The organism is Sinorhizobium psoraleae (assembly GCF_013283645.1).
Lineage (GTDB): Bacteria > Pseudomonadota > Alphaproteobacteria > Rhizobiales > Rhizobiaceae > Sinorhizobium > Sinorhizobium psoraleae.
The window spans coordinates 39683-64986 of the sequence record NZ_JABEKV010000003.1; the positions used below are offsets into that span (position 1 = coordinate 39683).

The window sequence follows — 25304 nt, forward strand, 5'->3', positions numbered from 1 at the left end:
TGATGGGTGCGTTTGGCGCGTGCAGAGCTTCGGACGAAGCAAAAAGCCAAGCTAGCCTAAGAACGATTTTTACTCTCTACCCGATAATTTCCAATTCACCAAGATATTTTAGTCCGGTCATGCGAGACCGGAAAAACTTATCTGCGACCTCGCCTGGATTTTCTACCTATGGGTACAATATTACACCGAGGCAATAACGCATCATGTGAAGTCAATTGATAAAATATATTTTTCGAGAAACATAGCGAGTTGGTTGTTTACATTAAATAATTTAGAGAGCAGAATGCAAAATCTGGATTGCCATTGGCTCATGGTCCGAGCGCGGGCCCGCAACGATCCCGATAATCAACCTGATTAGAGGGAATGAAAATCATGACATTCGATCAAATTCTTGAACGGGCGAAGCCCTATGCGATTGGTTTTGTCGTAGGGGCCTTTGCCGCGCCGATCATCGCCTTCAATGCTGGATGGGTCACGACAACCAGTGCCAGCACACTTGCGGCGGAAACGGCCAGGATCGATGCGCTTACGGGCGTCTGCTCAAGTGCCGCAGGACGAATGGCTACCGCCGGCAGCATGGATCTTACAGCTTTGAAAGGCTATGACAATCGCGCGAAGCGTGATGAGCTCGTGGCGTTGATATTGGCCGATATTCAAGTTCCTGCAGATCTCGTCGGCAAGGTCGGAACGAGTTGCAGCCGCACACTGTCCTGAGATCGGAACCGCTTAGCCCCTACAGCGCCGCGCGTCCGATCGGACGCGCGGCCCTGTAGCACTTTGACGTGCTGCATTGATTTTGTCCTTAAATCGATTCCGATTTGAGGGGTCATGCAGTCATCACCGGTTTGTCGGCATTATCCCGAACCGGGATAGGTCTGCGATCCTGCCAGGCATCAAGGCCGGACATCAGGACAGGCATCAAGACTGGTCGCCCCCGCCTTGCCGAGGCGCCGGCAACCCCGGCTGCTTTTCCAGTTCAGCAAGCAAAGTATCAGGATCACTTATTCCTTCTTGAAACCTGCCGACGAGGAAAACGGCTGCCGTTTTAAGGCTTTCCTGTTGGCCGCTCATGACGGTCTTGCGGAAGCCAGCGCGCCGAAGCACGCCATCAAGCATCCGCAAGTTCTGAGAATTCAAATGCTGCCGGTCGGAGCTGGAAGACATCGTGGTCGCCTCCTGCTGGGGCCAGGGTATGGTGACCCCGAAGCGGCAGCGCCCGCGTCGTTGGCTGCCGAAGCAGCCACCATGCGCCGATGATCGCCGAATGGCAAACCGTATCGCGCCGCCTCGTGACGCCAGCCGGGCCATCATGATAGAATTGCATCATCGGCAAAATGCATTCTTGCAGAAATGCAAGGCGACCACCGGCGTATCGCTTTGACTGAACCCTCCCGAGTGATGAATGTGGCGCCAGACCTGAAATGGAATAAACGTTCCGATCAGGCGAAGTCCATTCCAAACGTTCCTGGAGGATACACCCGGCATGACCGCGCTTCCCTTCGCCCTCAATCACATGGCCGCGCCTGGCCTACCGCTTGACACATTCTTCGCACTCGCCAAGTCGCTCGGAATTTCGGCGGTTGAAATTCGCAACGATCTCTCCGGCAACGCGATCCTCGACGGCACCCGCCCGGATGCGGTGAAGGCGCTTGCTGAAAAGCACGGGGTGACAATTATCTCGATCAACGCACTGCAGCGCTTCAACGAATGGAACGGCGAGCGCGAAGTGGAAGCGCGCGCGCTCGTCTCCTATGCGCACGATTGCGGCGCCAAAGCGCTGGTGCTGGTGCCGGTCAATGACGGCACCGGCCGGGAGAACGGTGAACGCCACGCGAATCTGCGGACGGCGCTCAAGGCACTGAAGCCGATCCTCGACGGAGCCGGCATCGTCGGCCTCGTCGAGCCGCTCGGCTTCGAGATCTGCTCATTGCGCTCCAAGACGGAAGTCGTCGAGGCAATCCGGGAAGTCGGCGGCGAAACGACATTCCGCCTGGTCCACGACACCTTCCATCATCATCTTGCCGGCGAGGATGCCTTTTTCCCTGATGTGACCGGGCTCGTGCATATTTCCGGCGTCAGTGATAAGGCGGTGACGGTCGCCGACATGCGCGATCCGCATCGCGTTCTTGTCGATGCGGAAGACAGGTTGGACAATGCAGGACAGATCCGGCGGCTCACGGATCAAGGATACAAAGGCCCGTTTTCCTTCGAGCCGTTCGCGCCGTCGGTGCACGGCCTCGCCGATCCGGCAAAGGCTCTCCGCGAAAGCATGGCTTATCTGCAAGCCAAGGCCTGATCATCTCTCGCAGGAAAACACCGAAAATGGCCGGGCGCTGCAAGACAGACTTGACGGCGTCCGGATAAAATGGAATACATATTCCGTAATCGCAATTTACTGGTTCGTTTATTCCGTTTTGACCGAAGGAGCAGCGGGAGTGCGGCTTTCGGTTGGGAATAGGCTCGACCCGCGAGAAGGTCGTGCTTCCGGCTGGAGAAGGTGTCGCCGGGCACCGAATGTGGAGGAGAAAGAAATGAAGAAATTTATGCTGGGCGCCGCGATGGCCGTCATGATGTCGACGGCTGCGCATGCCGAGACTATTGGCGTCTCGATGGCGCTGTTCGACGACAACTTCCTGACGGTACTGCGCAACGGCATGTCCGACTACGCAAAGACGCTCAATGGCGTCGAACTGCAGATCGAAGACGCGCAAAACGACGTCGCGAAACAGCAGAGCCAGATCCAGAACTTCATTGCTGCTGGTGTCGACGCCATCATTGTCAACCCGGTCGACACCGATGCGACTGCCGCCATGTCGAAGATCGCCGCCGACGCCGGCATTCCGCTGGTTTATGTCAACCGCGAACCCGTCAACGTCGATACCCTTCCTGACAAGCAGGCCTTCGTGGCCTCGAACGAGCTGGAATCCGGTACGCTCGAGACCCAAGAAGTCTGCAAGATGCTCGGCGGCAAGGGCAAGGCTGTCGTGATGATGGGCGAGCTTTCCAACCAGGCCGCCCGCATGCGCACGAAGGACGTGCATGACGTTCTTGCCACCGAACAGTGCAAGGGCATCGAGATCGTCGAAGAGCAGACGGCCAACTGGTCGCGCACCCAGGGTGCCGACCTCGTGACCAACTGGCTCTCCGCCGGTCTTGAGTTCGATGCCGTCATTTCGAACAACGATGAAATGGCGATCGGCGCCATCCAGGCGCTGAAGGCTGCCGGCCGTTCGATGGACTCGGTCGTTATCGGCGGCGTCGATGCAACCCAGGATGCGCTCGCCGCGATGGCGGCCGGCGACCTCGACGTGACCGTATTCCAGAACGCCGCCGGCCAGGGCCAGGGCTCTGTCGACGCAGCGCTCAAGCTCGCCAAGGGCGAGCCGGTCGAAAAGAAGGTCTACATCCCCTTCGAACTCGTGACGAAGGAAAACCTGGACAAGTACCAGGCGAAGAACTGATCGTTCGTTCATGGAGCGCGGTAAACGCCGCGCTCCATTGAAGTCAAGTCCCGCCAAAGACCCGGCAATGGGTCGACAAGAAGGCATACTCCGCCCACCGCGTGGACGTTCCGGTCGATACCCGGAAAATGGGAGGCAATGAGAATGACACTCAGTCCCACAACGATGGCAGCCGTGCGCGCCAGCGGCGCAGTGCCCAAGGCCGAATATCTTCTTTCCGCGGAAGGCGTGCGCAAGGAATTCCCGGGCGTCGTGGCGCTCGATGACGTCGAGTTCAGGCTGAAGCGCGGCACCGTGCACGCGCTGATGGGCGAGAACGGCGCCGGCAAATCGACCTTGATGAAGATCCTCGCCGGCATCTATCAGCCGGACCAGGGCGAGGTGAAGCTCAAGGGCGTCGACATCCGGCTGAAGTCGCCGCTCGACGCGCTCGAAAACGGCATCGCCATGATCCATCAGGAACTGAACCTGATGCCCTTCATGACGGTCGCGGAAAACATCTGGATCCGCCGCGAACCCAAGAACCGCTTCGGTTTCGTCGATCACGGCGAAATGCGCCGCATGACAGCGAAGCTGTTCGAGCGGCTGAAGATCGACCTCGATCCTGAGATCGAGGTGCGCCATCTCTCCGTCGCCAACCGGCAGATGGTCGAAATCGCCAAGGCGGTATCCTACGAATCCGACGTCCTGATCATGGACGAGCCGACATCGGCGCTGACCGAGCGCGAGGTCGCGCATCTCTTCGAGATCATCCGAGATCTGCGCTCGCAGGGCATCGGCATCGTCTACATCACCCACAAGATGAACGAACTCTTCGAGATCGCCGATGAGTTCTCGGTGTTTCGCGACGGCAAATATATCGGCACGCACGCTTCGAGCAACGTCACCCGCGACGACATCATCCGCATGATGGTCGGACGCGAGATCACCCAGATGTTCCCAAAGGAAGAAGTGCCGATCGGCGACGTCGTGCTGTCGGTGAAGAACCTGACGCTCAACGGCGTCTTCCATGACGTGTCCTTCGACGTACGCGCCGGCGAAATCGTCGGCGTCGCCGGGCTCGTCGGGTCCGGTCGCTCGAATGTTGCCGAAACGCTGTTCGGCGTCACCCCGGCAAGTTCAGGCACGATTGCGATCGACGGCAGGGAGATCGTGATCGACAATCCCAACACGGCGATCCGCAACCGGATGGCGTTCCTGACCGAAGACCGCAAGGACACCGGCTGCCTGCTGATCCTTGACGTGCTCGAAAACATGCAGATCGCCGTGCTGCAGGACAAGTACGTCAAGGGCGGCTTCGTCACGGAAAAGGATATTACCGCGGCTTGCGAGGAGATGAGCCGCAAGTTGCGCGTCAAGACGCCGAACCTGCAGGAGCGCATCGAAAACCTGTCGGGTGGCAACCAGCAGAAGGTGCTGATCGGCCGCTGGCTTCTCACCAATCCGCGCATTCTCATCCTTGATGAGCCGACCCGCGGCATCGATGTCGGCGCCAAGGCGGAAATCCACCGTCTTGTCACCGAACTCGCCCGCAACGGCGTCGCAGTCATCATGATTTCGTCGGAAATGCCCGAAGTGCTCGGCATGAGCGACCGGATCATGGTGATGCATGAAGGCCGCGTCACCGGCTTCCTCGACCGAGCCGAAGCGACCCAGATCAGGGTCATGGAACTTGCCGCGCGTTAGGCGCGCGATGCCGACCGCAGGGAGGAAAGAAAATGGATACCAATGTCGCCGCACATGGCACGAGTTCGACCCTTGTGAGGTCGAGGCGGCGCGTGCCGCCTGAATTCAACATCTTCCTGGTGCTCCTCGGGATTGCCCTTGTCTACGAAGTTCTCGGCTGGATCTTCGTCGGCCAGAGCTTCCTGATGAACTCCCAGCGACTGACGATCATGATCCTGCAGGTCTCGGTTATCGGCATCATTGCCGTCGGCGTGACGCAGGTGATCATCACCGGCGGTATCGACCTTTCATCAGGATCGGTCGTCGGCATGACCGCGATGATCTCGGCAAGCGTCGCGCAGGCGTCTACCTGGCCACGCGCGCTCTACCCCTCGCTCACCGACCTTCCGGCCATCGTGCCGATCGGTCTTGGCGTCGGCATCGGCCTGATCGCCGGCTATATCAACGGGCAGCTGATCGCGAAAACCAAGATCCCGCCCTTTATCGCCACGCTCGGCATGATGGTCTCTGCCCGCGGCATCTCGAAGTGGTACACCAAGGGCCAGCCGGTCTCCGGTCTCACCGAACAGTTCAATTTCATCGGTACGGGCATCTGGCCGGTTATCGTCTTCCTGGTCGTCGCGCTGATTTTCCACATCGCGCTCCGCTACACCCGCTACGGCAAGTTCACCTATGCGATCGGCGCCAATGTGCAGGCTGCGCGCGTATCCGGCATCAATGTCGAAGCGCATCTGATCAAGGTCTATGCCATCGCCGGCATGCTGGCGGGCCTCGCAGGTGTCGTCACCGCAGCACGCGCGCAGACGGCGCAGGCCGGCATGGGCGTCATGTATGAACTCGACGCCATCGCTGCGACCGTCATCGGCGGTACGTCGCTGACCGGCGGTGTCGGCCGCGTCACGGGTACCGTGATCGGCACGGTGATCCTCGGGGTCATGACCTCCGGGTTCACCTTCCTGAGGGTCGACGCTTACTATCAGGAGATCGTCAAGGGCATAATCATCGTCGCAGCCGTAGTCGTCGACGTGTATCGCCAGAAGGCCAGAAAAAAGACTTAATATCGAAGAAGAAGACTTGTCCTCCCAGTGAAGTGACTGGCCGGACCGGCGAAAGCCGTTCCGGTCTTTTCTTTTCTGTATTGCGAGGCGATGGAAGACTTGCCCGTGGTTCGACTTATGCTTGCCCTGCAATGCAGCCCCTTGGACTCCGCTCTGGTGAAAGCATCGCCGATACACTACACCCCCAACTATCCAAAACTGTCGGAGATTTATCATGTTGTCGCAGCGCAAGCTTGCGAGCCAGTTCCAGCCGCGTTTCGTTCTTCAGCTTTGGAACGCGATGCTCCGGGTCCAGACCCGCGAAACAGCTTCCCTCTTTGCCTCCCGCGGCCGCTAACGCGTAACGCCCGTTTCTTCCCTCATCCTCCAGCGCGCCTTATCAGACGCGCTGGGGGGATGACCAATGCGGCCTGCCGTGAGCTTACCAACGACGTGGGGGACCTCGACGTCGAGCCGCTTTCAGGTGCAGGAGTTTGTCCACGCGGGCAAGCACGCCGCTGAGGCCCGGGATGAGACGAAGTGTGAGAGAGGGCCTTTTCCCAAAAGGAGGAGCGCCTCGTGATGCGCTCATTGAGGGAGGGGCGGCTAGCGAGGCCGCCTCGGCTTTCCCTATCTTTCCGTCCATCTCCGCGAGGGCGAGGCGACCGAATTGCGGACAATCAGATCCGGCCTCAAGAGGATTTCCATCTCGGCGGGCTGCCCGTCGGAGAGAAGCTCCAACAGAAGCGCCATGGCGTGTTTGCCGATCAGCGTACGCGGCTGGCGGATCGTCGTCAGCGCCGGCGTCATGAACGTCGCCTGCGGCACGTCGTCGAAACCGGTGACGGAAAAGTCACTGGGTATGTCATAACCGCGCGTCTTTAGCCCAATCATCACGCCAAGCGCCGTCTGATCGTTGACACACATGAACGCGGTCGGGAGCGTGTCGCGCACGAAGAGCCGCTCGACAGCAGCTCTGCCGCTCTCGAGCGTGCCATCGCCCTCCTGGATAAGGCGAAGTTCCGCCGGCACGCCCGCTGCGTCGAGCCCCACATCGTAGCCCGCCCGTCGCCTCTTGTAGGCGAGCCGGGTGCGGGAATCCCCGATAAAGGCGATCTTGCGGTGCCCCTCGGCGATCAGCAGATCGACCACCTTGCGGGCACCCTCCACATCGTCGACACCCACATAGGGTATGCCGCCGTTGAAGACGGGCTCGAAGATGCCGACGCTCGGCGGCAATCGCGCGGTCATGGTCTCGTGGCCGAATGGCAGTATGCCGGTAAAAAGTATCAGGCCCGCCGCCTGGTTGGAGTTGAGGAACTTCAAATATTCGAGCGCCCGCTGCGCGTCGTTCTGCGTATGGCCGATCAGCACGCCATAACCATGCGACCGCGCCTCGTTTTCCAGTCCGACGAGAATGCTCGAAAAATTGGGATCGCCGATATCCGGGGCGACGACCAGAATCATGTTCGACCGGCCGAGCCTGAGGCTGCGCGCCATGGCGTTGGTGGTATAGCCAGTGATTGCAATCGCCTGGTTGACCTTCAGACGCGTCGACGTGGCGACCTTCTCCGGTGTGTGGATTGCCCGCGATACCGTCGCGATCGAAACCTCGGCGATCCGGGCGACGTCTTCGATGGTTGCGGGCGTGGAATCCGACACTGCGCTCTGCCTTGCGTCTCGTCTGGGCGGGACACTACACACACCGCGGGCAACGTCAAAGGCTGCCGGGTAAAATTCTGTGCATGCCCTTATGTAAACCTTTACATCGCGAGTGTAAAGGTTTACATAGCCCGATAAGCGGATGGGAGCCGCAAGGGGGAATCAATGAATCCGGAGACCGTCGACGCCGCGCCCGTGGTGCTGGAGGCGCGTCGCATCAGCAAGTCGTTCAGCGGCGTGCAGGTGCTCTTCAGCGTTAATTTCGAGCTTCGCGCCGGCGAGATCCATGCTTTGATGGGCGAGAACGGCGCCGGCAAGTCGACGCTCGTCAAAATACTCTCGGGCTTCGAGCAGCCGTCCTCGGGTGAAATATTGCTCGATGGACAACCGGTGAAGCTCCCCGCAAATGGCGCCGCCGAGGCGCTCGGCATTGTCATCATCCACCAGGAATTCAATCTCGCAGAACATCTGACGGTTGCGGAAAGCCTGTTTCTCGGTCGGGAAATCACGCGGCTCGGCGTACTGGATCGCAAATATATGCGCGCGGAAACGCGGCGCGTTCTCGACCTCCTCGGCTGCCGCGTCGACGCGAATGCGCTGATCGGCAGTCTGTCGATCGCTGAAAAACAGATGGTCGAGATTGCCAAGGCTATCAGCCGCGACGCGCGTGTCGTCTTCATGGACGAACCGACGGCCGTTCTCTCCCGCGAGGAGACCAATTTCCTCTTCCGCCAGGTGCGCAAGCTGCGTGATAAGGGCACGAGCTTCGTCTTCGTGTCGCACAAGCTCGACGAGGTCATTGAGCTGACCGATCGGGTGACGGTATTGCGCGATGGGCAGTGGGTGAAAACCGCCCCGACCTCGATGCTCGATGGGGAATCGATCGCCCAACTCATGGTCGGCCGCGAGATGTCGAGTCTCTATCCCGCCAAGACCGAGCCGGACGTTGACGAAGAAGTCGTGCTGCGCGTGGACTCGATCTCGACCGACTACGTCAAGGACGCGAGTTTCGAGGTGCGCAAGGGCGAGATCCTCGGTTTTTCCGGCATGATCGGTTCCGGAAGAACGGAACTGATGGAGGCGGTTGCGGGCCTTAGACCGCGACTATCGGGAGAGGTGACGATCCGTGGCGAAGCCGTCCCCTCAGGCGACGTGCACGCGGCGAACCTATGCGGCCTCGCCTATATGACCAAGGACCGCAAGGGGAAGGGCCTGCTCCTGAATTCCGGCATGACGGCAAACCTGACCTTGCAATCGCTCGATCAGCACACCAGCCTCGGTTATCTCAACCCGACGAGCGAGGCCGCCGCCCTCGAAAAGGCCCGTCGCCGCTTCGATATCCGCGTGCGCGACGGCAATGTGGTCGCCAGACGCATGTCGGGCGGCAACCAGCAAAAGCTCCTGCTCGCCAAGGTGATGGAGACGGAGCCTGGAATCATCATCATCGACGAGCCGACTCGCGGCATCGACGTCGGCACCAAGCAGCAGATCTATCACTTCATCTCGGCGCTGGCGCGCGATGGCCGCTCGATCATCGTCGTTTCTTCGGAAATGCCGGAGGTTATCGGGCTTTGCACGCGGGTCGCCGTGATGCGCGAGGGACGCATCGTCGGCATGCTCGAAGGCGACGAGATCTCCGAGCAGGAGATCATGCGCTATGCCGCGGGACTGAAGAGGATGGCTGCGGCCTGACGGCCGACGCCGGCGACAACAAGGCAGTCACAGGAAAAGGAATTCCCCCGAGCTTTCGGGGCGGGAGGTTGGTCTGGACATGAGCGCGAACGAGGAAACCATCCAAAGCACAATTCACCGCCGCACCTGGCGGGACGTCGACTTGAGGGCCGTGGCGCCGTTTGCTGCGCTCGCGCTGCTGTTGGTCGTCGGCGCGATTGTCAACCCCAACTTCATCGGCCTCAACAATCTCGCCAATGTCGCCACCCGCAGCGCCTTCATTGCCATCATTGCGGTCGGCGCAACCTTCGTCATCTCGGCAGGCGACCTCGATCTTTCCGTCGGCTCGATGGTCGCCTTCGTGGCGAGCCTTATGATCCTGTTCATGAATTCCGGCGTCATAGCCGATCCGGCGCTGATGCTGACGGCCGCAGTCGTCTTCGCAGTCGCGGCGGGCGCGGCCTGCGGCCTCGCCAACGGGCTGATCACCACCGTCGGCCGGATCGAGCCTTTTATCGCTACGCTGGGCACGATGGGTATCTATCGCGGCCTCACCACCTGGCTTTCGCAGGGCGGCGCGATCACGCTTCGCGAGCCGCAAATCCAGGAGCTCTATCGCCCCGCTTATTTCGGCAGCATTCTCGGCGTGCCGGTGCCGATCGCGATCATTCTCGCGGTCACCGCCGTCGCCGCCTTCATCCTTTACCGCACCCGCTACGGCAGGCACGTGGTCGCCGTCGGCTCCAACAGCGACGTCGCCCGCTATTCCGGCATCTCCGTCAATCGGGTGCGCACCATCGCCTTCGTGATCCAGGGCCTCTGCGTGGCGATTGCCGTGCTGCTCTACGTGCCGCGCCTCGGCTCGACCTCGGCGACGACCGGCATCCTCTGGGAGTTGCAGGCCATCACCGCCGTCGTCGTCGGCGGCACGGCGCTCAAAGGCGGCGCGGGCCGCGTCTGGGGTACGATCTGCGGTGCCTTCATCCTCGAATTGGTCGGCAACATCATGCTCCTGTCGAACTTCATCAGCGAATACCTGATCGGCGCGATGCAAGGTGCGATCATCATCATCGCGATGCTCGTCCAGCGCTCGCTGGTACGCAAATCGTGACAATGCCGGATCCTGAGTGATCCGGCGACATCAGCGAAGACCTTGATCCATTGGGAGGAAAGAAAACATGCGAAAGGGTTTAATGGGCATTGCCGCCGTCGCGATGATGGCACTGACAGGCGTGGCCCACGCGGAGGAAAAGAAGGTCACGATCGGCGTCTCGATCCCTGCGGCCGACCATGGCTGGACCGCCGGTGTCGTGTTCCACGCGGAACGCGTCGCGAAAACGCTCATGGAGCAGCATCCGGGCCTCAACGTCATCGTCAAGACCTCGCCGGATCCGGCGAACCAGGCAAACGCGGTGCAGGATCTCGAAACCCAGGGCATTGACGCGCTGGTGATCCTGCCGACCGATCCCGATCCGCTGGTCAACGCCATCAAGGAAGTCAAGGGCAAGGGCACGTTTGTCGCGCTCGTCGACCGCGCGCCCTCGGTCAACGACAACAGCGTGCGTGACCTCTATGTCGCCGGCAACAATCCGGCGCTCGGCCAGGTCGCCGGCGAATACATCAAGGCCACGACGCCGGAAGCCAAGGTCGTCGTCATCCGCGGCCTGCCTATCCCGATCGACCAGCAGCGCCAGGACGGGTTCGACCAGGGCATCGCCGGCTCCAAGGTCGAAATCCTCGACCGCCAGTACGGCAACTGGAACCGCGACGATGCCTTCAAGGTGATGCAGGACTATCTGACCAAATATCCGCAGATCGACGTCGTCTGGTGCCAGGATGACGACATGGCCGTCGGCGTCCTGCAGGCGATCGAGCAGGCCAAGCGCACCGACATTCAGTATGTCGTCGCCGGCGCCGGTTCGAAGGATATGATCAAGAAGGTCATGGACGGCGACAAGATGATCCCGGTCGATGTGCTCTACCCGCCGGCAATGGTGGGCACCGCGCTTGAAATGACGGTCGCCAACTTCTACGGACAGGTTCCGGTTCGCGGCACCTACACGATCGACGCGACACTGGTCACCAAGGACAATGCGAAGGACTTCTATTTCCCCGATTCGCCGTTCTGATCGGACGCATCGGCGATAGCCTTGCCTCGACCTGCCCGCGCGTTGCCGGGCAGGTCATTTGTTTTCGGAGGTACATCGGGCCGATTCCTGATCGGACCCGCTCGGAACAACAGTGCAAATAGCATCCTTACTCAGCCCAGAGCTGCACCCCCCTCTGCCCTGCCGGGCAGCTCCCCCACAAAGGGGGAGATCGGCAAGTCGCAACGTTCCTTGCTCAATCCCGGCTGAATTCGACGAAGGTGGTCCTGGACGTGAAGTTTGGTAGTTTGCGCGGCCCGGACGCTGGTTAGGCGCCTCCTTGCGAGTACCTACGACTTTGAGGCTGGGAAGACCGCGCCCCCCGCTGATCTCTCCCCTTGTGGGGGAGATGCCCGGCAGGGCCGAGGGGGTGCCGCGCCAGGAAACCCATCACTGTCGGCTATCTGAGTCTCGCTCACCCCGCCGGAAAAGCCACCACCGCCTTCAATCCGCGCCCGCCCTCGCCCTCCTCCAGGCGCATCGTCCCGCCGTAAAGCGCGGCGATCTCCTCGACGATCGGCAGACCGAGCCCTGTTCCGGGCGCCTCGTCGCCGCCGCGCCGGAAACGCTTGAGCACCGCTTTGCGCAATTCCGGCCGGATTCCCGGACCGTTATCCTCGACTTCAAGTACGACAGCATCGTCGCACCTTTCGACACGTACCGTGATCTCGGCACCCCGTCCGGCATAGAGGAGCGCGTTGCCGATCAGGTTCTTCAGAAGCTCGCCGACGAGCAGCGGCTCGGCGCGGATCCAAAGTTCGCCGTCGCCGGCAAAACCGAGGTCGATTCCGGCTTCGCCGGCCACCGGCACATGCTCGGCCGTGATTGCGCGGGCGAGCCCCACGAGCTCTATGCGCTCCGAACCGCGCGCCTCCTCCCTCGCCGCCGCATCGATCTTCGCCATCAGCAGCAATTGCGCAAGAATGCGTTCGGCATCGGCGACTGCTTCATCCGCCTTGCGCGCAGCCACCCGCGTTGCCTCGATCGTACCTGCTCTCTGAGCAAGTGCCAGCTGCGTGCGGATGATCGCGAGCGGCGTTCTCAACTGATGGCTGGCATTGCCGGTAAAATGGCGCAGCGCGTCGAGCGCCGACTGCAGGCGCACCATGAAGGAGTTTACGGTGTCGACGAGCCCCTGAACCTCGCTCGGCACCCGCTCGCCGATCGGATGCAGATCGTCGGGACTGCGCTCGGCGATGGCGTCGCCCAACCGATAGAGCGGCCTCAGCGAAAAGGTGACGGCGATCCAGACGATCACTGCCGCGCCAGCGATCATAAGGCCCAAACGCAGGGCGGAGCGCAGAAGGATCGTCTGCGTCAATTGTCGCCTGGCGATTGTCGTTTCGGCAACCGTCACCACAAAGGGAACGGAATTGACGCCGGTCGAAGCGGAACGCCGGAGTGCTGCAATGCGGATGGGCTCGCCGCGGAAGACGGCATCGCCGAATACCGTCGACTGGTCCTGAGCTCCCGTGAGCGACGGCAGGGTCTGGTAACCGGTAATGAACTGGCCGGGCGGCCCGTCCACCCGGTAGAAGACCCGATCCTGTGCCGCGGACGTCAACATCTCCAGTGCGACATAGGGGATGTCGACCTGAAGTGAGCCGTCCTCGGCGACGACGACGCGCTCCGCGATTGCGAGCGCCGAACCGGCAAGCACACGGTCCGAGACGACATTCGCCGTCTTGACCGCCTCCCGGTAGGTGTCGGTCAGCGCCACCACGCCGATCACGGCAGTGGAGATCAAAAGCCACCCGAGCAGCCTGCGCCGCAGTGAATAGACGACCGTCCTCATTCGGGGCTGGCCGTCTTGTCGAGATAGTAGCCGATGCCCCGCGCGGTACGCACTGTCAGCCCATAGGGTGCAAGCCGTTTCCTGAGCCGGCTCACATATTGCTCGATCGCATTCGGGCTAAGATCGTCATCGAGGCCGGTGAGCGACTGGACGATCGCCTCCTTGGCGACGACCTTGCCGGCGCGCATGAACAGAAGTTCGAGCAGGCCGAGCTCGCGGGCGGGAATTTCGATCGGCGCGCCAGCGGAGGAGAAACTGCGCGAGGTCAGGTCCAGAGACACATTCCCATAGCTGACGACCGAGGCGCGCAATCCTGCCTGCCGGCGCAACAGCACCCGCACCCGTGCCTCGAACTCTCCGATGTCGAAGGGCTTGATCATGTAATCGTCGGCGCCGAGGTCGAGACCCTTCACCCGCTCCTCCGGCGTGCCGCGCGCCGTCAGGATCAGCACCGCCGCCCGGTTCTGCCGCGCCCGCATGGCCCGCAGCACATCGAGGCCGTCCATTTCCGGCAGGTTCAGATCGAGGATCACCAGATCGAAGCTTTCCGCGGCGGCTACAGCATGCGCCGAGGCGCCGTCGCTGACCACGTCGACCGCATAACCGCTTCCGCGCAGGATCGCCGATAGGCCCTCTGCCAGGGCCGGATTGTCTTCAACAAGCAAGATTCGCAATTGTCGCTCTCCCCCGATCACTTTATCGACCGCAGGCTTGCTTGTGAACGGCAGACGGCTACTGCATACTTCCTTAAATCGAATTGATTTAGGGAGAAAATCATGCAGCGCTTCAAGCCGTTACAGCGACGTTTACGCGCCTGAACGGACGCGCGGCGCTGTAAGGCATTGTGGAATTATGCGATACCTGATTTCCCTGCTCTTTTGCCTCTTTCTCCCCGGGCTGGCGCTCTCGGCACCGGTGTTTTTTCCCGCCGTTTCCGGGGACGCCGCGGCTCCCATCCTCGTCGTCTATTCCTCGCTCGACGAGCCGCTGGCGCGGCCGATGATCGTCGGTTTCCAGAAGGCCAATCCGGACGTGGCGGTGCGCTACGAGGACATGCTGACGGGCGAGATCTACGACCGGATCGTCAAGGAGACGGATGGCGGTCAGAAGACGGCCGACTTTGCCTTCTCCTCGGCCATGGACCTGCAGGTCAAGCTCAGCAACGACGGCTATGCGCAACGCAGCGACCTGCCGATGAGCGGCCGCTGGCCAGCCTGGGCGAACTGGCGCAACACGGCCTATGCGCTGACCTTCGAGCCGGCGGTCTTCGTCTATCACAAGCCGAGCTTCGCAACCGAGCCGCCGCCGGCAACACGCGCGGAATTCGTCGATTACCTGAAGCGTCAGGGCAGCGCCGTCTTCGGCCGGATTGGCACCTATGATATCGAACGCTCCGGCGTCGGCTTCCTCTTCATGTCGCGCGACCAGGAGCAGTTCGGCGATATCTGGAGCGTCATCCAGGCCATGGGGGCGGCGGGCGTAAAGCTCTATTCGACCAGCCAGGCGATCGTCGAACGGGTCGCCGACGGCCGCTTCGTGCTCGGTTACAATATCCTCGGATCCTATGCAGCCGACTGGGCCTCGCGCCATCCCGACGTCGGCATCGTCCTTCCAAAGGACTACACGGTGGTGATGTCGCGCATCGGGCTCGTGCCCCAGGCGGCCGCCTCCCCCGATCTCGGCCGCCGCTACCTCGAATTCTTCATGTCGAAGGAAGGCCAGACGATCATGGCGCGCGAACTGCAGATCCCGGCGGTAAGCCCGGATGTCGCGGGCGAGAACACCGCCAACACCATGCAGGAGATGCTGGGCGGCCAATTGCGCCCCGTTCCGGTCAGCCCGGGATTGATGGTCTATCTCGACCAGGTCAAGCGCGCCCGCCTGATCGCGCGCTGGAACGAGGTGCTGCGGCTACACTGACTCTCGCCTGCAGCGTTGTGGTCTCCCAGCAACACAAGGTCGCTGTAGCTCTTTGAATTGCTGCGTGAAATCGGCTCCGGTTCAAGGAAACATGCAATAGCAAAACAACCCATTTACGCAATGCCGACTTGATGTCAGGTTAATGTCAGCTTTCTATGGTGGCTTAGGGATCGCTGATGATCCGTGGAGGCGGGCCGTCAGCAGCGCATCGGGAGGAAATCACCACCACGGTCAGCGGCTGGCGCGCAAAAGCCAGCCACGTGCTTCTCCCGTACGCGACGATAATCAACGCACGCGCGATTGAACGCGCCCTACGGAGGACCGACCTTGAAACACTTCTTCCTGGCATCCATTCTCGCCGGCGCCCTGGCGCTTCCGGCATACGCCGCCGACTACACGATCATCGCGCCGGCCAATCCCGGCGGCGGCTGGGACCAGACGGCCCGGTCGCTGCAGACCGTCATGCAGCAGGAAGGCATTTCCGGCAATGTCCAGGTGCAGAACGTTCCCGGCGCCGGCGGCACGATCGGGCTCGCCCAGTTCGCCAGCCAGCAGAAGGGCAACCCGAATGCGCTCCTCGTCGGCGGCTATGTCATGGTGGGGGCCATCCTTACCAACAAATCGCCGGTGACCCTCAAGGACGTGACGCCGATCGCACGGCTGACGGGCGAATACGAAGCGATCGTCGTTCCGGCCGCTTCCGAAATCAAGACGATGGCGGACCTCGTCGCGGCGCTGAAGAAGGATCCGGGCGCGGTTTCCTGGGCTGGCGGCTCTGCCGGCGGCACCGACCACATCGCCGTCGGGTTGATTGCCAAGGCTGCCGGCGTCGATCCGACGAAGATCAACTACATCGCCTATTCGGGCGGTGGCGAGGCGCTCGCCGCCATTCTCGGCAGCCAGGTGACGGCTGGCATTTCCGGCTACGGCGAATTCGAATCGCAAGTGAAAGCCGGCACACTCCGACTGATCGCCGTTTCGAGTGCCGAGCGTCTCCCAGGCATTGATGCGCCGACTCTGAAGGAGTCGGGCGTCGACGTCGTGGTCGAAAACTGGCGCATGGTCGCGGCTGCCCCTGGCCTTACCGACGAGCAGAAGGCAGCCGTTTCCGCCGACATCGAAAAGCTCGCCAAGTCCCCGGGCTGGCAGGAAGTGTTGAAGACGAAGGGCTGGCAGGACACCTATCTCGCCGGCGACGCCTTCAACGAGCAGCTCGCGAAGGACATTTCCGCAACCGAAACCGTCCTCAAGGACATCGGGCTGGTCAAATGAACAAGGGGAATCACCCTTCCGTCGAAACGCGCCGCCCCGACAGGGCGGCGCTCATTATCGCCGCGGTTCTGGCTGCCATCGGCGGCCTGATCTTCTGGGATGTTTCGCGCCTTAGCGGGCTTGCCGGCTATTCGCAGGTCGGCCCCACCACGGTTCCCTATGCGATCGCCTGCTGTCTCGTCGGGCTCGCCGTCTGGACCGCTGTCGAAGCTGTGAGAGGCGACTTCGGTCATGAGCGGGAGAAACAGGAGTTCGGCCCGGTTTTCTGGATCGTCGGCGGCCTTGCCGCCCAGATGCTGCTGCTCAACACGCTCGGCTTTTCGATCGCAACCGGCATTCTCTTTGCGATGACGGCGCGCGGTTTCGGCAAGCGCATGCTCTGGCTGACCGTGCCGGTCGGCATCGTCTTCAGCTTCATCGTCTGGGTGATCTTCGCCAAGCTCCTGCAATTGTCGCTGCCCGCAGGGCCGCTTGAACGCCTGTTCTTCTGAGGGGGCCGCCGACCATGGGTACTTTTGACTTCCTGCTGCAGGGCCTGCTGGTTGCCGTCCAGCCGATGAACCTCGTCTATGCGCTGATCGGTGTGACGCTCGGCACCGCCGTCGGCGTCCTCCCCGGCATCGGTCCGGCCTTGACCGTGGCTCTGCTGCTGCCCGTCACCTACAAGCTCGATCCGGCCGGCTCGCTCATCATGTTTGCCGGCATCTACTACGGCGGCATGTATGGCGGATCGACCACTTCGATCCTGCTTAACACCCCCGGTGAAAGCTCGTCGATCGTCACTGCGCTCGAGGGCAACAAGATGGCGCGCGCCGGACGCGGCGGCCCGGCATTGGCGACCGCTGCGATCGGCTCCTTCGTCGCCGGCCTCATCGCGACGCTCGCGCTCGCCTTCATTGCGCCCTATATCGTCAAGCTCGCACTTGTCTTCGGCCCACGCGAATATTTCGCGCTGATGGTACTTGCCTTCGTCACGGTTTCCTCAGCCTTCGGAGACTCGACGCTTCGCGGCCTCACCTCCCTCTTCGTCGGCCTGACACTCGCCTGCATCGGCATCGACCAGTTGACCGGCCAGACGCGCCTTTCCTTTGGGGTACCCGACCTCCTCGACGGCATCGAGGTAACCACGCTCGCCGTCGCCATGTTCGCAATCGGCGAGACGCTTTATATCGCAGCGCAGGGCGATCGTGGCCCGGACAAGGTCGAGGCCGTCAAGGGCTCGGTCTGGATGAGCGCGATGGACTGGGCGCGCTCATGGAAGCCCTGGCTTCGCGGCACCGCAATCGGCTTTCCGATCGGCGCAATGCCGGCCGGCGGCGCCGAAATCGGCACCTTTCTCTCCTATGCCACCGAGAAACGCCTGACCAAGCATCCCGAAGAGTTCGGCAATGGCGCGATCGAAGGCGTCGCCGGACCGGAAGCGGCCAACAATGCTTCCGCCGCCGGTACCCTGGTGCCGTTGCTCACCCTCGGCCTGCCGACGACGGCGACGGCGGCGATCATGCTGGCGGGCTTCCAGCAATACGGCCTTCAGCCCGGACCGCTGCTGTTTGCCACCAACCCGCAACTCGTCTGGGGTCTGATCGCGAGCCTTCTCATTGCCAACTTCATGCTGCTCGTCCTGAACCTGCCGCTGATCGGCCTCTGGGTGAGACTCCTGACCATCCCAAAGCCGTGGCTTTATGCCGGCATCCTGCTGTTTGCGACGCTTGGCACGATCGGCGCCAACCCGTCGGTATTCGAACTCGGTATGCTGCTCGCCTTCGGCCTGCTCGGCTACGTTATGCGCGTCTTCGGCTATCCGATCGCCCCGGTCGTCGTCGGCCTCATCCTCGGGCCGCTCGCCGAGCAGCAACTGCGCCGGGCGCTTTCGATCAGCCAGGGCGACGTGACCGTGCTCTTCACCTCGCCGATCGCGGCAGTGCTTCTGGTCATCGCCGCCCTCGCCCTCATCGTCCCCCTCATTCTGAGGGCGCGCGGGCGCGGCCAGATGCTTGCGCAACTCGCCGCCAGCGAGGACTGACCCCATTCGCCTCCTACAGCGCCGTGCGCCTTTTCAGACGCACGGCGCTGTAGCACTTTGAACCACTGCATGTTTGTGTCCTTAAATGGCTCCGATTTAAGGACGCATGCAGTCGACGATTCATGGGGCGCGAAGAGGGAGGGCAGCCCCTTCCCGCTCCAATTTTCTTCCTGTTGCAATCCCTAAGTCCGGCTGGTCGGGGGAAGCCTGGGCTTGCTTGTGTTGCATGGCTGGGGTGAGGTTTTGTGCATTGCAAAAACACCCGCCCAAGCCCATCTTTTGCTTATCGAATAGAAAACGAAAAAGCGAGCAAAGAGATGATTGCCACCAGCAAGAACCGCATGGGTTTCATTGGCCGCGCCTTCGCCGTCCTGAGCGCTGCGAACGCTGCTGCCGCCGCCGTCGAAGGCCACCGCCGTCCGAATGCGCGCGACCTGCGCACCCTCGGCATCGATCCGGCAAACTTCCCGGACATCCGTCGCGGCTAACGACACTCGCCGGCAGACCGTGGTTATCCAGCCGAGCACTATCGCTGGATAGCCGGCCGAGGCGGCAGTCGGCCCGTTATTCTGCCTTGAGCGTCGCTTCGTCCCTGGCTCGGCCAAAGACCTTGAAGCGAGCTTCGCTTCTACACTTCTACTACGCCTCGATCCTATCAAATCCACCAGTTCTTAGAACCGAGCCCTTGCGGTAGCGCGGATGGTGCGGCCGGGGGCGGGCAGCCCGTCCGCCATATCAATCTCCGCATCGAAGATATCCAACAGTTGCAGCCCCAGTTCCAGGTGCCCGCCCTCCGATTTCCAGGTGACGGCGGCGTCTGTTGTCCTGTAGGGCTCAAGCTCAGGAGCGACGGGCTCCCCATTCTGATCGTAGTACTGTGAGCCCACCCGGTCGCCGACGAAGGATTGTGCGATCGTCGCCGTCACGCGCGACGGATGCACATATGTCAGACCAAGCTGAGCGACATAATCCGGGACGAGCGGCACGCGATAGTCAGGGTTCCAGAACAGGCTGGTGTCCTTGCTTTCGTTCCAAGTGAATGACGCAAAGGCACCGAGGCCCCCACCTATCCAATAATTGGCACTGAGATGCACGCGGTCGATCTCGCCGTCGCTTGTCAGGAACGTGGTCAGCAGGTCCTCGGGCGCCAGCGTGAGACCGTTGAACCGCTGATGCTGATATTCGATCGCGGTGAAGAGGCGTTCGCTCCACTCCGCGTCCCACCGCATTGCTGCTGTTCGCGTTTGCCCGCTCCAGTAGAGCGGCAGTTCAAGCGGGGCAAGACCGACGGTCGTGATTGGCGATAAAGTATGGTTTGTGACGAACTGCGTGTCCTGCCGGTAATAGGCCCGCAACCAGTGACCTGCGATCGGCGACCATGCCACACCGATACGCGGATCGACCGGTCCCCATAGTCCGGTATCGCCGTCGAACCTGGTGACGTATGCGCCACCCTGAAACTGGAGGTCTTGGGACACGTCCAGCACGGCGTCGATATAGGTGCGGGTAGCGGAGCTATCCCCGGAAAACGCACCGAGATCATCGACAATGCCGGTGCCCAAGTCAGTGGCCGTCTGCGAAATCCGGTATTGGTTCTCGGCAGCCTCGGCGCCATAGCGGACTGTCAGAGGACCGATCCCGAAAAGGTGACTCGCGCCAAAAGTGACGTAGTCATCCCTCGAACTCTCATCGATACGATAGATTATCGGCGGGTCAACGGTGAAATCCGTAGCGCGAAACCGTCGTCGCGTGTCGATATCGCTCGACACGACAAAGGCCTGGACGACATTGCGGTCAGAGATGGTATGACTCCAGGCACCACCGATCGTATTATCGCGCGTTTCGACAGCGGTAAACGGCGCCGGGTTCCAGATTTGTCCGGGATAGCCGATGTCCTGCTGCGCAGTATTGCCGAACAGCAACACGCTGTCGGCGAGGCTCGGGCGCAAGCCAAGCTGGAAACGCGCGCCCTCGAAATCGTTCGCATCGTTGTCCCGCTGGCTCTCCGGTCGCGATACCTCACCTTGGATGTAATAGCTGAGAGGAATTCCGGCGTAGCTGGTACCCTGCAAGAGTATATCGCTCGTCCAGCCGGCTCGCGCGCCTTCATCCAACAACCCCGCCCCAAGCGCCGCCTCGAAGAAACTGCGTCGTTCCAATGAATTGCGCTTGGCTTCCGATGCAACCGCTAAGGGATCGAAGAGAAGGCCCTGCATCTCCAAGGAGGGCGAGGAAGAGCCAAAGGGGAAGCGATCGAGGCCGGAGAGCGGCTCTCCGACAAAGGGACTGAATCGCCCGCTCGCGGCTTGGTCAATATAGCTCGTCGACTTAAACGGATCGTAGGCGCGATCCGCATAGTATTGACCCCACTCGTTCAATCCGAGGTTCTCGAGAGTGACCCCGAGGAAGGAGGAGGCCTGTCGGTTCGCGTCGTAGCCGGAATAAAATCCGCCTCTCGCCTGTCTGCGCCGCAACGCCTCCCGAGCCTCCAGGATCGCCTCGTCGGCCCGGAATTCATCCAGGGCTATACCGGAGCGGATCAGGGGAATCGAGGCATTGTCGGGATCGAACCTGTCCGCATTGTCGAGCGCCTGGGCTGCCTCCTCTTCCGCGCCTAGCTGGTAGCTGCCGATCGCCAGGCCTATGAGGCTGTCGCCGTAGGTCGGGTTGACAGCGGAGGCTTCCAGAAGCGTCTTCTCGCCTTCCTCGGTCTTGCCGATCCGCAAGAGATAACGGCCCTTGGCGGCCAGAACCGCATAGGAACGAGGATCCAGCGCTTCCGCCTTATCGATCTCGGCCTTGGCCGCCGCGATCTGGTCGTTATCCATCAGGAAGCGCGCGTAGTTTGCGTGGAGCGCCGCATTTTCCGGGTTCAGCTCGATCGCGCGGCGATGGGCGGCATCCGCCTCGACGACCGCGTTGCGGTCGCTTTGCACGATGCCAAGCTCGTTCCAGGCGGCATCGTCGCCGGGTGCAAGCTCTGTCGCGCGCTTCAGGTCCGCGAGGGCCCCATCGAGATCGCTGGAAACGGTCGCGCGGAAGCGTGCGTTTACAAGGAGATAGGCTGGCTCCTCCGGATCGATCGTTTTGGCGCGGGCAAGAGCCTCCCTCACCTCGTCGCGACGGTCGAGCTGAAAAGCAAGATCGGCCCGCATCGCCGGCAGCCGCGCATCGTTCGGGAAGCGCTCTTCGGCCGCCTTCAGGATGTTGATCGCTTCCGCCTGTCCAAGCACGTGGGCAGTGGCGGTGGCCCGTGCCATCGCCGCGACCGGATCATCGGCATAGGCGTTTTCTGCCGGTGGGGGCGGCGTCTCCCGATCCGGATGGGCCAAGGCGTTTGCGAACCATCGACCGAAAACGGCCGCCGCCCGGCGATCGCGCGGCAGATGCGGCAGAGCGGCAGCAAACAAGCGGCTTGCCTCGGTGTAACGCAGCTCCTGTCCCGCGATCATCGCTTCGACAAGCTTCGCCCGCGCCTCCAAGCCAGCCGGCAGTGGCCGGCGGAGATGCGCAAGCGCATCCTTTGCGGCCGCGCGCCCGTCGCTCGAAAGCGATGCTTCAGCAAGCGCAACCCAATCTTCGTTGCTTCGCCCTGCGGGTGCGATAGCCAGAATGGCATCACGCCTGGCGCGCGTCTCGCGACCCCCGATCCCGGTTACGGGCAAATTGGCAAAGGCTCCGCGCAGTTCGGTGTAGAGGAGAACCTGCTCGCGCTCCTCCAGATTGACGAGGATGTATTTGCGCGGCGCCTGCCCAATTGCCGCAAACGCGCCCTCGCCCTGATTGACCGTCACTGATCCTTGGGCGTTCTTGAGCTCCACGCTGCCTTCGAGCACGGAGAGAGTCGTGTCGCCATTGCCGGTTACCCGGAGCGTCCAGTCCGTGCCGCGAATGGCTGCCGCCGCTGCGGGCGTCTCGATGGTCAGACCGCTGCCACCGCGCTTGGCCCGGGCCCAGATGACGCCGGATTGAAGGCTGAGCTGGCTGTCGGAGTCCTGGCCTATCTTCTTGACGAGCAGCACTGTGTTGCGGCCCATGCGCATCTGCGTGTCATCGGCGAACAGAAGCGCAAGGCTACCGGTTGCATTGGTGCGCAGGACATCGCCGGCCAGCAGGTCCTGGCTGACCTCGACCGTGCGCCAGGCATCTATTTCGATGAAGCGGATCTCCTCGCCGGATTTGCGCGCAATGACCGAGCCTTCCGGTGACGATGCGCGCGGAAAGACCTCGGCTGCCGACGGCAGCACGCTTCCCAGCACCGCGAATGCGGCAACGGCGAATTTTAGCTTGCGCATGATGACTTTGTCTGCTGATCCCCGCGCGCAATATGCGTGCAAACAGCAACCGAAGTCAATTTCTGGTGGGCTGCAATGCCACAAGAAAATACCGATCGAGAAAACGGGCGGATAGCGGTCGTAATCTTCGAATTTTCCGCTGCTGCACGACAATGCGCAGGCCCGTCCCTGCCCGGCGGGCGACAGCGCAACTTGCAGAACTTGACCAGCAACGCCTCCGTGTCATGCTGCTGCGATGATCAGCGGTGTGCTCTTGGATCTTGCCGGCGTCATTTATGACGGCGAGAAGGCCGTGCCTGGCGCAACGGAGGCAGTTCTGCGTCTGCGCGATGTCGGCCTTCCCATCCGCTTCGTCAGCAACACCACCCGCTCGACCAAGCCAGCCGTCATTAAACGCCTTGCGGGGTTGGGACTTGTTGTGACGGCAGATGAAGTCTTCACGCCGGCTGAGGCGGCTCGTCGATGGCTTGCCCGCCACGGCCGATCGCCGCATCTACTGGTCCATCCCAATCTCGTGCCGGAATTCGACGATCTGGCAGACGATCTGCCCAAAGCCGTCGTCGTCGGCGATGCGGGCGAAGCTTTCGATTATCGAACACTGAACGCGGCGTTTCGACAGTTGGTCGCCGGCGCGGAATTGCTGGCGCTGGCGCCGAACCGGACGTTCAAAGATTCGGATGGAAAACTCAGCCTTGATGCTGGAGCATTCGTGACCGCGCTGGAATTCGCCAGCCAGAAAAGCGCAATTGTCCTCGGGAAGCCATCGCCGTCGTTCTTCCGCGCTGCGCTCGCGACAATCGATTGTCCGGATGCGCAAGCCGTAATGGTGGGCGATGACGCCGAAACAGATGTCGCTGGGGCGCTGCAGGCGGGCTTGGCGCACGCCTTGCTGGTGCGCACCGGCAAGTTCCGCGAAGGCGACGAGAAGCGGTTCGAGCCGGCGCCTACCGCGACGGTCCACGACATTTCAGCCGCCGTCGACTGGATCATTTCCGCAAGTGCGGGGTAAAAGCGCGCCGTCCCCGGTCCGCGCCGCGCGGTCAAGTTCCTGCTTTCAATCGGAAGGAGAAAGGCGGCAAGACTCGTGCACCCATTTGGTGCAGGGAAGTCGATCGACCGCGGATCAAGGTCACGGCGCCGACATTCGCGTCGGCGCCGCGGGGAGTATTTACTTACGCTACTTTCGCGACGCTGCCTTCGGTCGGAACGGTCGAGATCGTCTTCAGCACCTGCGAAGCGATCTGGTAGGGGCAGCCCTGGGAGTTCGGGCGGCGGTCTTCGAGATAGCCACGATAGCCGTTGTTGACGAAGCTGTGCGGCACGCGGATGGATGCACCGCGGTCGGCAACGCCGTAGCTGAACTTGTTCCACGGTGCCGTTTCATGCTTGCCGGTCAGGCGCATGTGGTTGTCGGGACCGTAAACAGCGATGTGCTCGTGCAGGTTCTTGTCGAAGGCAGCCATCAGCGCTTCGAAATAGTCCTTGCCGCCGACTTCGCGCATATAGGCGGTCGAGAAGTTGCAGTGCATGCCCGAGCCGTTCCAGTCGGTGTCGCCGAGCGGCTTGCAGTGCCACTCGATATCGATGCCGTATTTTTCCGTCAGGCGCTGCAGCAGGTAACGAGCCAGCCACACTTCGTCGGCAGCCTTCTTGGAGCCCTTGCCGAAGATCTGGAATTCCCACTGACCCTTGGCGACTTCGGCATTGATGCCTTCATGGTTGATGCCGGCAGCCAGGCAGATGTCGAGGTGCTCTTCGACGATCTGGCGTGCGATGTCGCCGACGTTCTTGTAGCCGACGCCGGTGTAGTACGGGCCCTGCGGCGCCGGATAACCGGACTCTGGGAAGCCGAGCGGGCGGCCGTTCTTGTAGAAGAAGTATTCCTGCTCGAAACCAAACCAGGCGCCCTCGTCGTCGAGGATCGTGGCGCGGCTGTTCGACGGATGCGGGGTCTTGCCGTCCGGCATCATGACTTCGCACATGACCAGTACGCCGTTGGTGCGAACCGGGTCGGGATAGACCGCAACCGGTTTCAGCACGCAGTCGGAGCTGCGGCCTTCGGCCTGCATCGTCGAGCTACCATCGAAACCCCAGAGCGGGAGTTGCTCAAGCGTCGGGAACGCATCGAATTCCTTGATCTGCGTTTTTCCGCGCAGGTTCGGTACCGGGGTGTAGCCGTCGAGCCAGATATACTCGAGCTTATACTTTGTCATTGCGAATCTCTCATAACGTGGTGTTGCGAGGTTTGAGCAAATCCTGAACGGAGTGGCACGCGGAGCGCCGACCGCCAAGGGATCCGGAACACCTCAAGCATTTTGCGTGCCAGTTCGACCCG

At 61.7% G+C, this 25304-nt stretch carries 20 protein-coding genes; 14 read left to right on the plus strand and 6 right to left on the minus strand.

Annotated features, from left to right (window positions below):
* The first annotated feature begins 372 nt into the window (after positions 1-372).
* On the plus strand, positions 373-714 hold the full coding sequence (locus ILFOPFJJ_RS16065) for a hypothetical protein (protein WP_173511576.1): 342 nt from the start codon (positions 373-375) through the stop codon (positions 712-714).
* A gap of 204 nt (positions 715-918) precedes the next feature.
* Here ILFOPFJJ_RS16065 and ILFOPFJJ_RS16070 read toward each other — a convergent pair whose 3' ends face one another.
* The gene (locus ILFOPFJJ_RS16070; RefSeq protein ID WP_173511577.1) at positions 919-1116 is read right to left on the minus strand and encodes a hypothetical protein; all 198 of its coding nucleotides are present in this window, start codon (positions 1114-1116) and stop codon (positions 919-921) included.
* A 367-nt stretch (positions 1117-1483) separates the two neighbouring features.
* Between ILFOPFJJ_RS16070 and ILFOPFJJ_RS16075 the strand changes: the two genes are divergently transcribed.
* The 4 genes from ILFOPFJJ_RS16075 (at position 1484) to ILFOPFJJ_RS16090 (ending at position 6205) form a co-directional block, all read left to right on the plus strand.
* On the plus strand, positions 1484-2296 hold the full coding sequence (locus ILFOPFJJ_RS16075) for a TIM barrel protein (RefSeq protein WP_173511578.1): 813 nt from the start codon (positions 1484-1486) through the stop codon (positions 2294-2296).
* Positions 2297-2531: 235 nt separating this feature from the next.
* A complete protein-coding gene (locus ILFOPFJJ_RS16080; RefSeq protein WP_173511579.1) occupies positions 2532-3461 on the plus strand; it encodes a sugar ABC transporter substrate-binding protein in 930 nt (309 codons plus the stop codon).
* 144 nt (positions 3462-3605) lie between these two features.
* On the plus strand, positions 3606-5147 hold the full coding sequence (locus ILFOPFJJ_RS16085) for a sugar ABC transporter ATP-binding protein (RefSeq protein ID WP_173511580.1): 1542 nt from the start codon (positions 3606-3608) through the stop codon (positions 5145-5147).
* Positions 5148-5179: 32 nt separating this feature from the next.
* Positions 5180-6205, plus strand: coding sequence for an ABC transporter permease (locus tag ILFOPFJJ_RS16090; RefSeq protein WP_173511581.1), 1026 nt, complete (start codon positions 5180-5182; stop codon positions 6203-6205).
* Positions 6206-6814: 609 nt separating this feature from the next.
* On the opposite strand, the gene ILFOPFJJ_RS16095 is transcribed toward ILFOPFJJ_RS16090, so the two are convergent.
* Positions 6815-7846 carry a LacI family DNA-binding transcriptional regulator gene (locus ILFOPFJJ_RS16095; protein ID WP_173511582.1) on the minus strand — a complete coding sequence of 344 codons (1032 nt, stop codon included), beginning with the start codon at positions 7844-7846 and terminating at the stop codon, positions 6815-6817.
* Positions 7847-8011: 165 nt separating this feature from the next.
* Between ILFOPFJJ_RS16095 and ILFOPFJJ_RS16100 the strand changes: the two genes are divergently transcribed.
* The 3 genes from ILFOPFJJ_RS16100 (at position 8012) to ILFOPFJJ_RS16110 (ending at position 11646) form a co-directional block, all read left to right on the plus strand.
* Complete coding sequence (locus ILFOPFJJ_RS16100; RefSeq protein ID WP_173511583.1) at positions 8012-9538, plus strand: sugar ABC transporter ATP-binding protein; 1527 nt, start codon at positions 8012-8014, stop codon at positions 9536-9538.
* Between the two features lie 79 nt (positions 9539-9617).
* Positions 9618-10628, plus strand: coding sequence for an ABC transporter permease (locus ILFOPFJJ_RS16105; protein ID WP_173511584.1), 1011 nt, complete (start codon positions 9618-9620; stop codon positions 10626-10628).
* A 67-nt stretch (positions 10629-10695) separates the two neighbouring features.
* Positions 10696-11646, plus strand: a complete 951-nt coding sequence (locus ILFOPFJJ_RS16110; protein WP_173511585.1) for a substrate-binding domain-containing protein — start codon at positions 10696-10698, stop codon at positions 11644-11646.
* Positions 11647-12079: 433 nt separating this feature from the next.
* On the opposite strand, the gene ILFOPFJJ_RS16115 is transcribed toward ILFOPFJJ_RS16110, so the two are convergent.
* Positions 12080-13459, minus strand: coding sequence for a sensor histidine kinase (locus tag ILFOPFJJ_RS16115; RefSeq protein ID WP_173511586.1), 1380 nt, complete (start codon positions 13457-13459; stop codon positions 12080-12082).
* Entirely contained in the window at positions 13456-14133 is a 678-nt protein-coding gene (locus ILFOPFJJ_RS16120; RefSeq protein ID WP_173511587.1) for a response regulator transcription factor, read from the minus strand. The genes ILFOPFJJ_RS16115 and ILFOPFJJ_RS16120 overlap by 4 nt, the downstream gene beginning before the upstream one ends.
* Before the next feature lie 178 nt (positions 14134-14311).
* Here ILFOPFJJ_RS16120 and ILFOPFJJ_RS16125 point away from each other — a divergent pair, with 178 nt between their 5' ends.
* From ILFOPFJJ_RS16125 to ILFOPFJJ_RS16145, 5 genes are all read left to right on the plus strand, one after another.
* Positions 14312-15379, plus strand: coding sequence for an ABC transporter substrate-binding protein (locus ILFOPFJJ_RS16125; RefSeq protein WP_173511588.1), 1068 nt, complete (start codon positions 14312-14314; stop codon positions 15377-15379).
* A gap of 327 nt (positions 15380-15706) precedes the next feature.
* Positions 15707-16651: a Bug family tripartite tricarboxylate transporter substrate binding protein gene (locus ILFOPFJJ_RS16130; protein ID WP_173511589.1), complete on the plus strand. Its 945-nt coding sequence runs from the start codon at positions 15707-15709 to the stop codon at positions 16649-16651.
* Positions 16648-17142: a tripartite tricarboxylate transporter TctB family protein gene (locus ILFOPFJJ_RS16135; protein ID WP_173511590.1), complete on the plus strand. Its 495-nt coding sequence runs from the start codon at positions 16648-16650 to the stop codon at positions 17140-17142. Before ILFOPFJJ_RS16130 ends, ILFOPFJJ_RS16135 begins: the two co-directional genes overlap by 4 nt.
* A 14-nt stretch (positions 17143-17156) precedes the next feature.
* A complete protein-coding gene (locus ILFOPFJJ_RS16140) occupies positions 17157-18674 on the plus strand; it encodes a tripartite tricarboxylate transporter permease (RefSeq protein WP_173511591.1) in 1518 nt (505 codons plus the stop codon).
* A gap of 317 nt (positions 18675-18991) precedes the next feature.
* The gene (locus tag ILFOPFJJ_RS16145) at positions 18992-19162 is read left to right on the plus strand and encodes a hypothetical protein (protein ID WP_173511592.1); all 171 of its coding nucleotides are present in this window, start codon (positions 18992-18994) and stop codon (positions 19160-19162) included.
* Positions 19163-19345: 183 nt separating this feature from the next.
* Here the strand turns inward: ILFOPFJJ_RS16145 and ILFOPFJJ_RS16150 are convergent, their stop codons facing one another.
* Positions 19346-22969 (minus strand): FecR domain-containing protein, encoded by a 3624-nt coding sequence (locus ILFOPFJJ_RS16150; protein ID WP_173511593.1) that lies wholly within the window; start codon positions 22967-22969, stop codon positions 19346-19348.
* 235 nt (positions 22970-23204) lie between these two features.
* Here ILFOPFJJ_RS16150 and ILFOPFJJ_RS16155 point away from each other — a divergent pair, with 235 nt between their 5' ends.
* On the plus strand, positions 23205-23978 hold the full coding sequence (locus ILFOPFJJ_RS16155) for a TIGR01458 family HAD-type hydrolase (RefSeq protein ID WP_173511594.1): 774 nt from the start codon (positions 23205-23207) through the stop codon (positions 23976-23978).
* A gap of 163 nt (positions 23979-24141) precedes the next feature.
* Here the strand turns inward: ILFOPFJJ_RS16155 and ILFOPFJJ_RS16160 are convergent, their stop codons facing one another.
* Positions 24142-25182, minus strand: coding sequence for a glutamine synthetase beta-grasp domain-containing protein (locus tag ILFOPFJJ_RS16160; RefSeq protein ID WP_173511595.1), 1041 nt, complete (start codon positions 25180-25182; stop codon positions 24142-24144).
* Between the last annotated feature and the right edge of the window lie 122 nt (positions 25183-25304).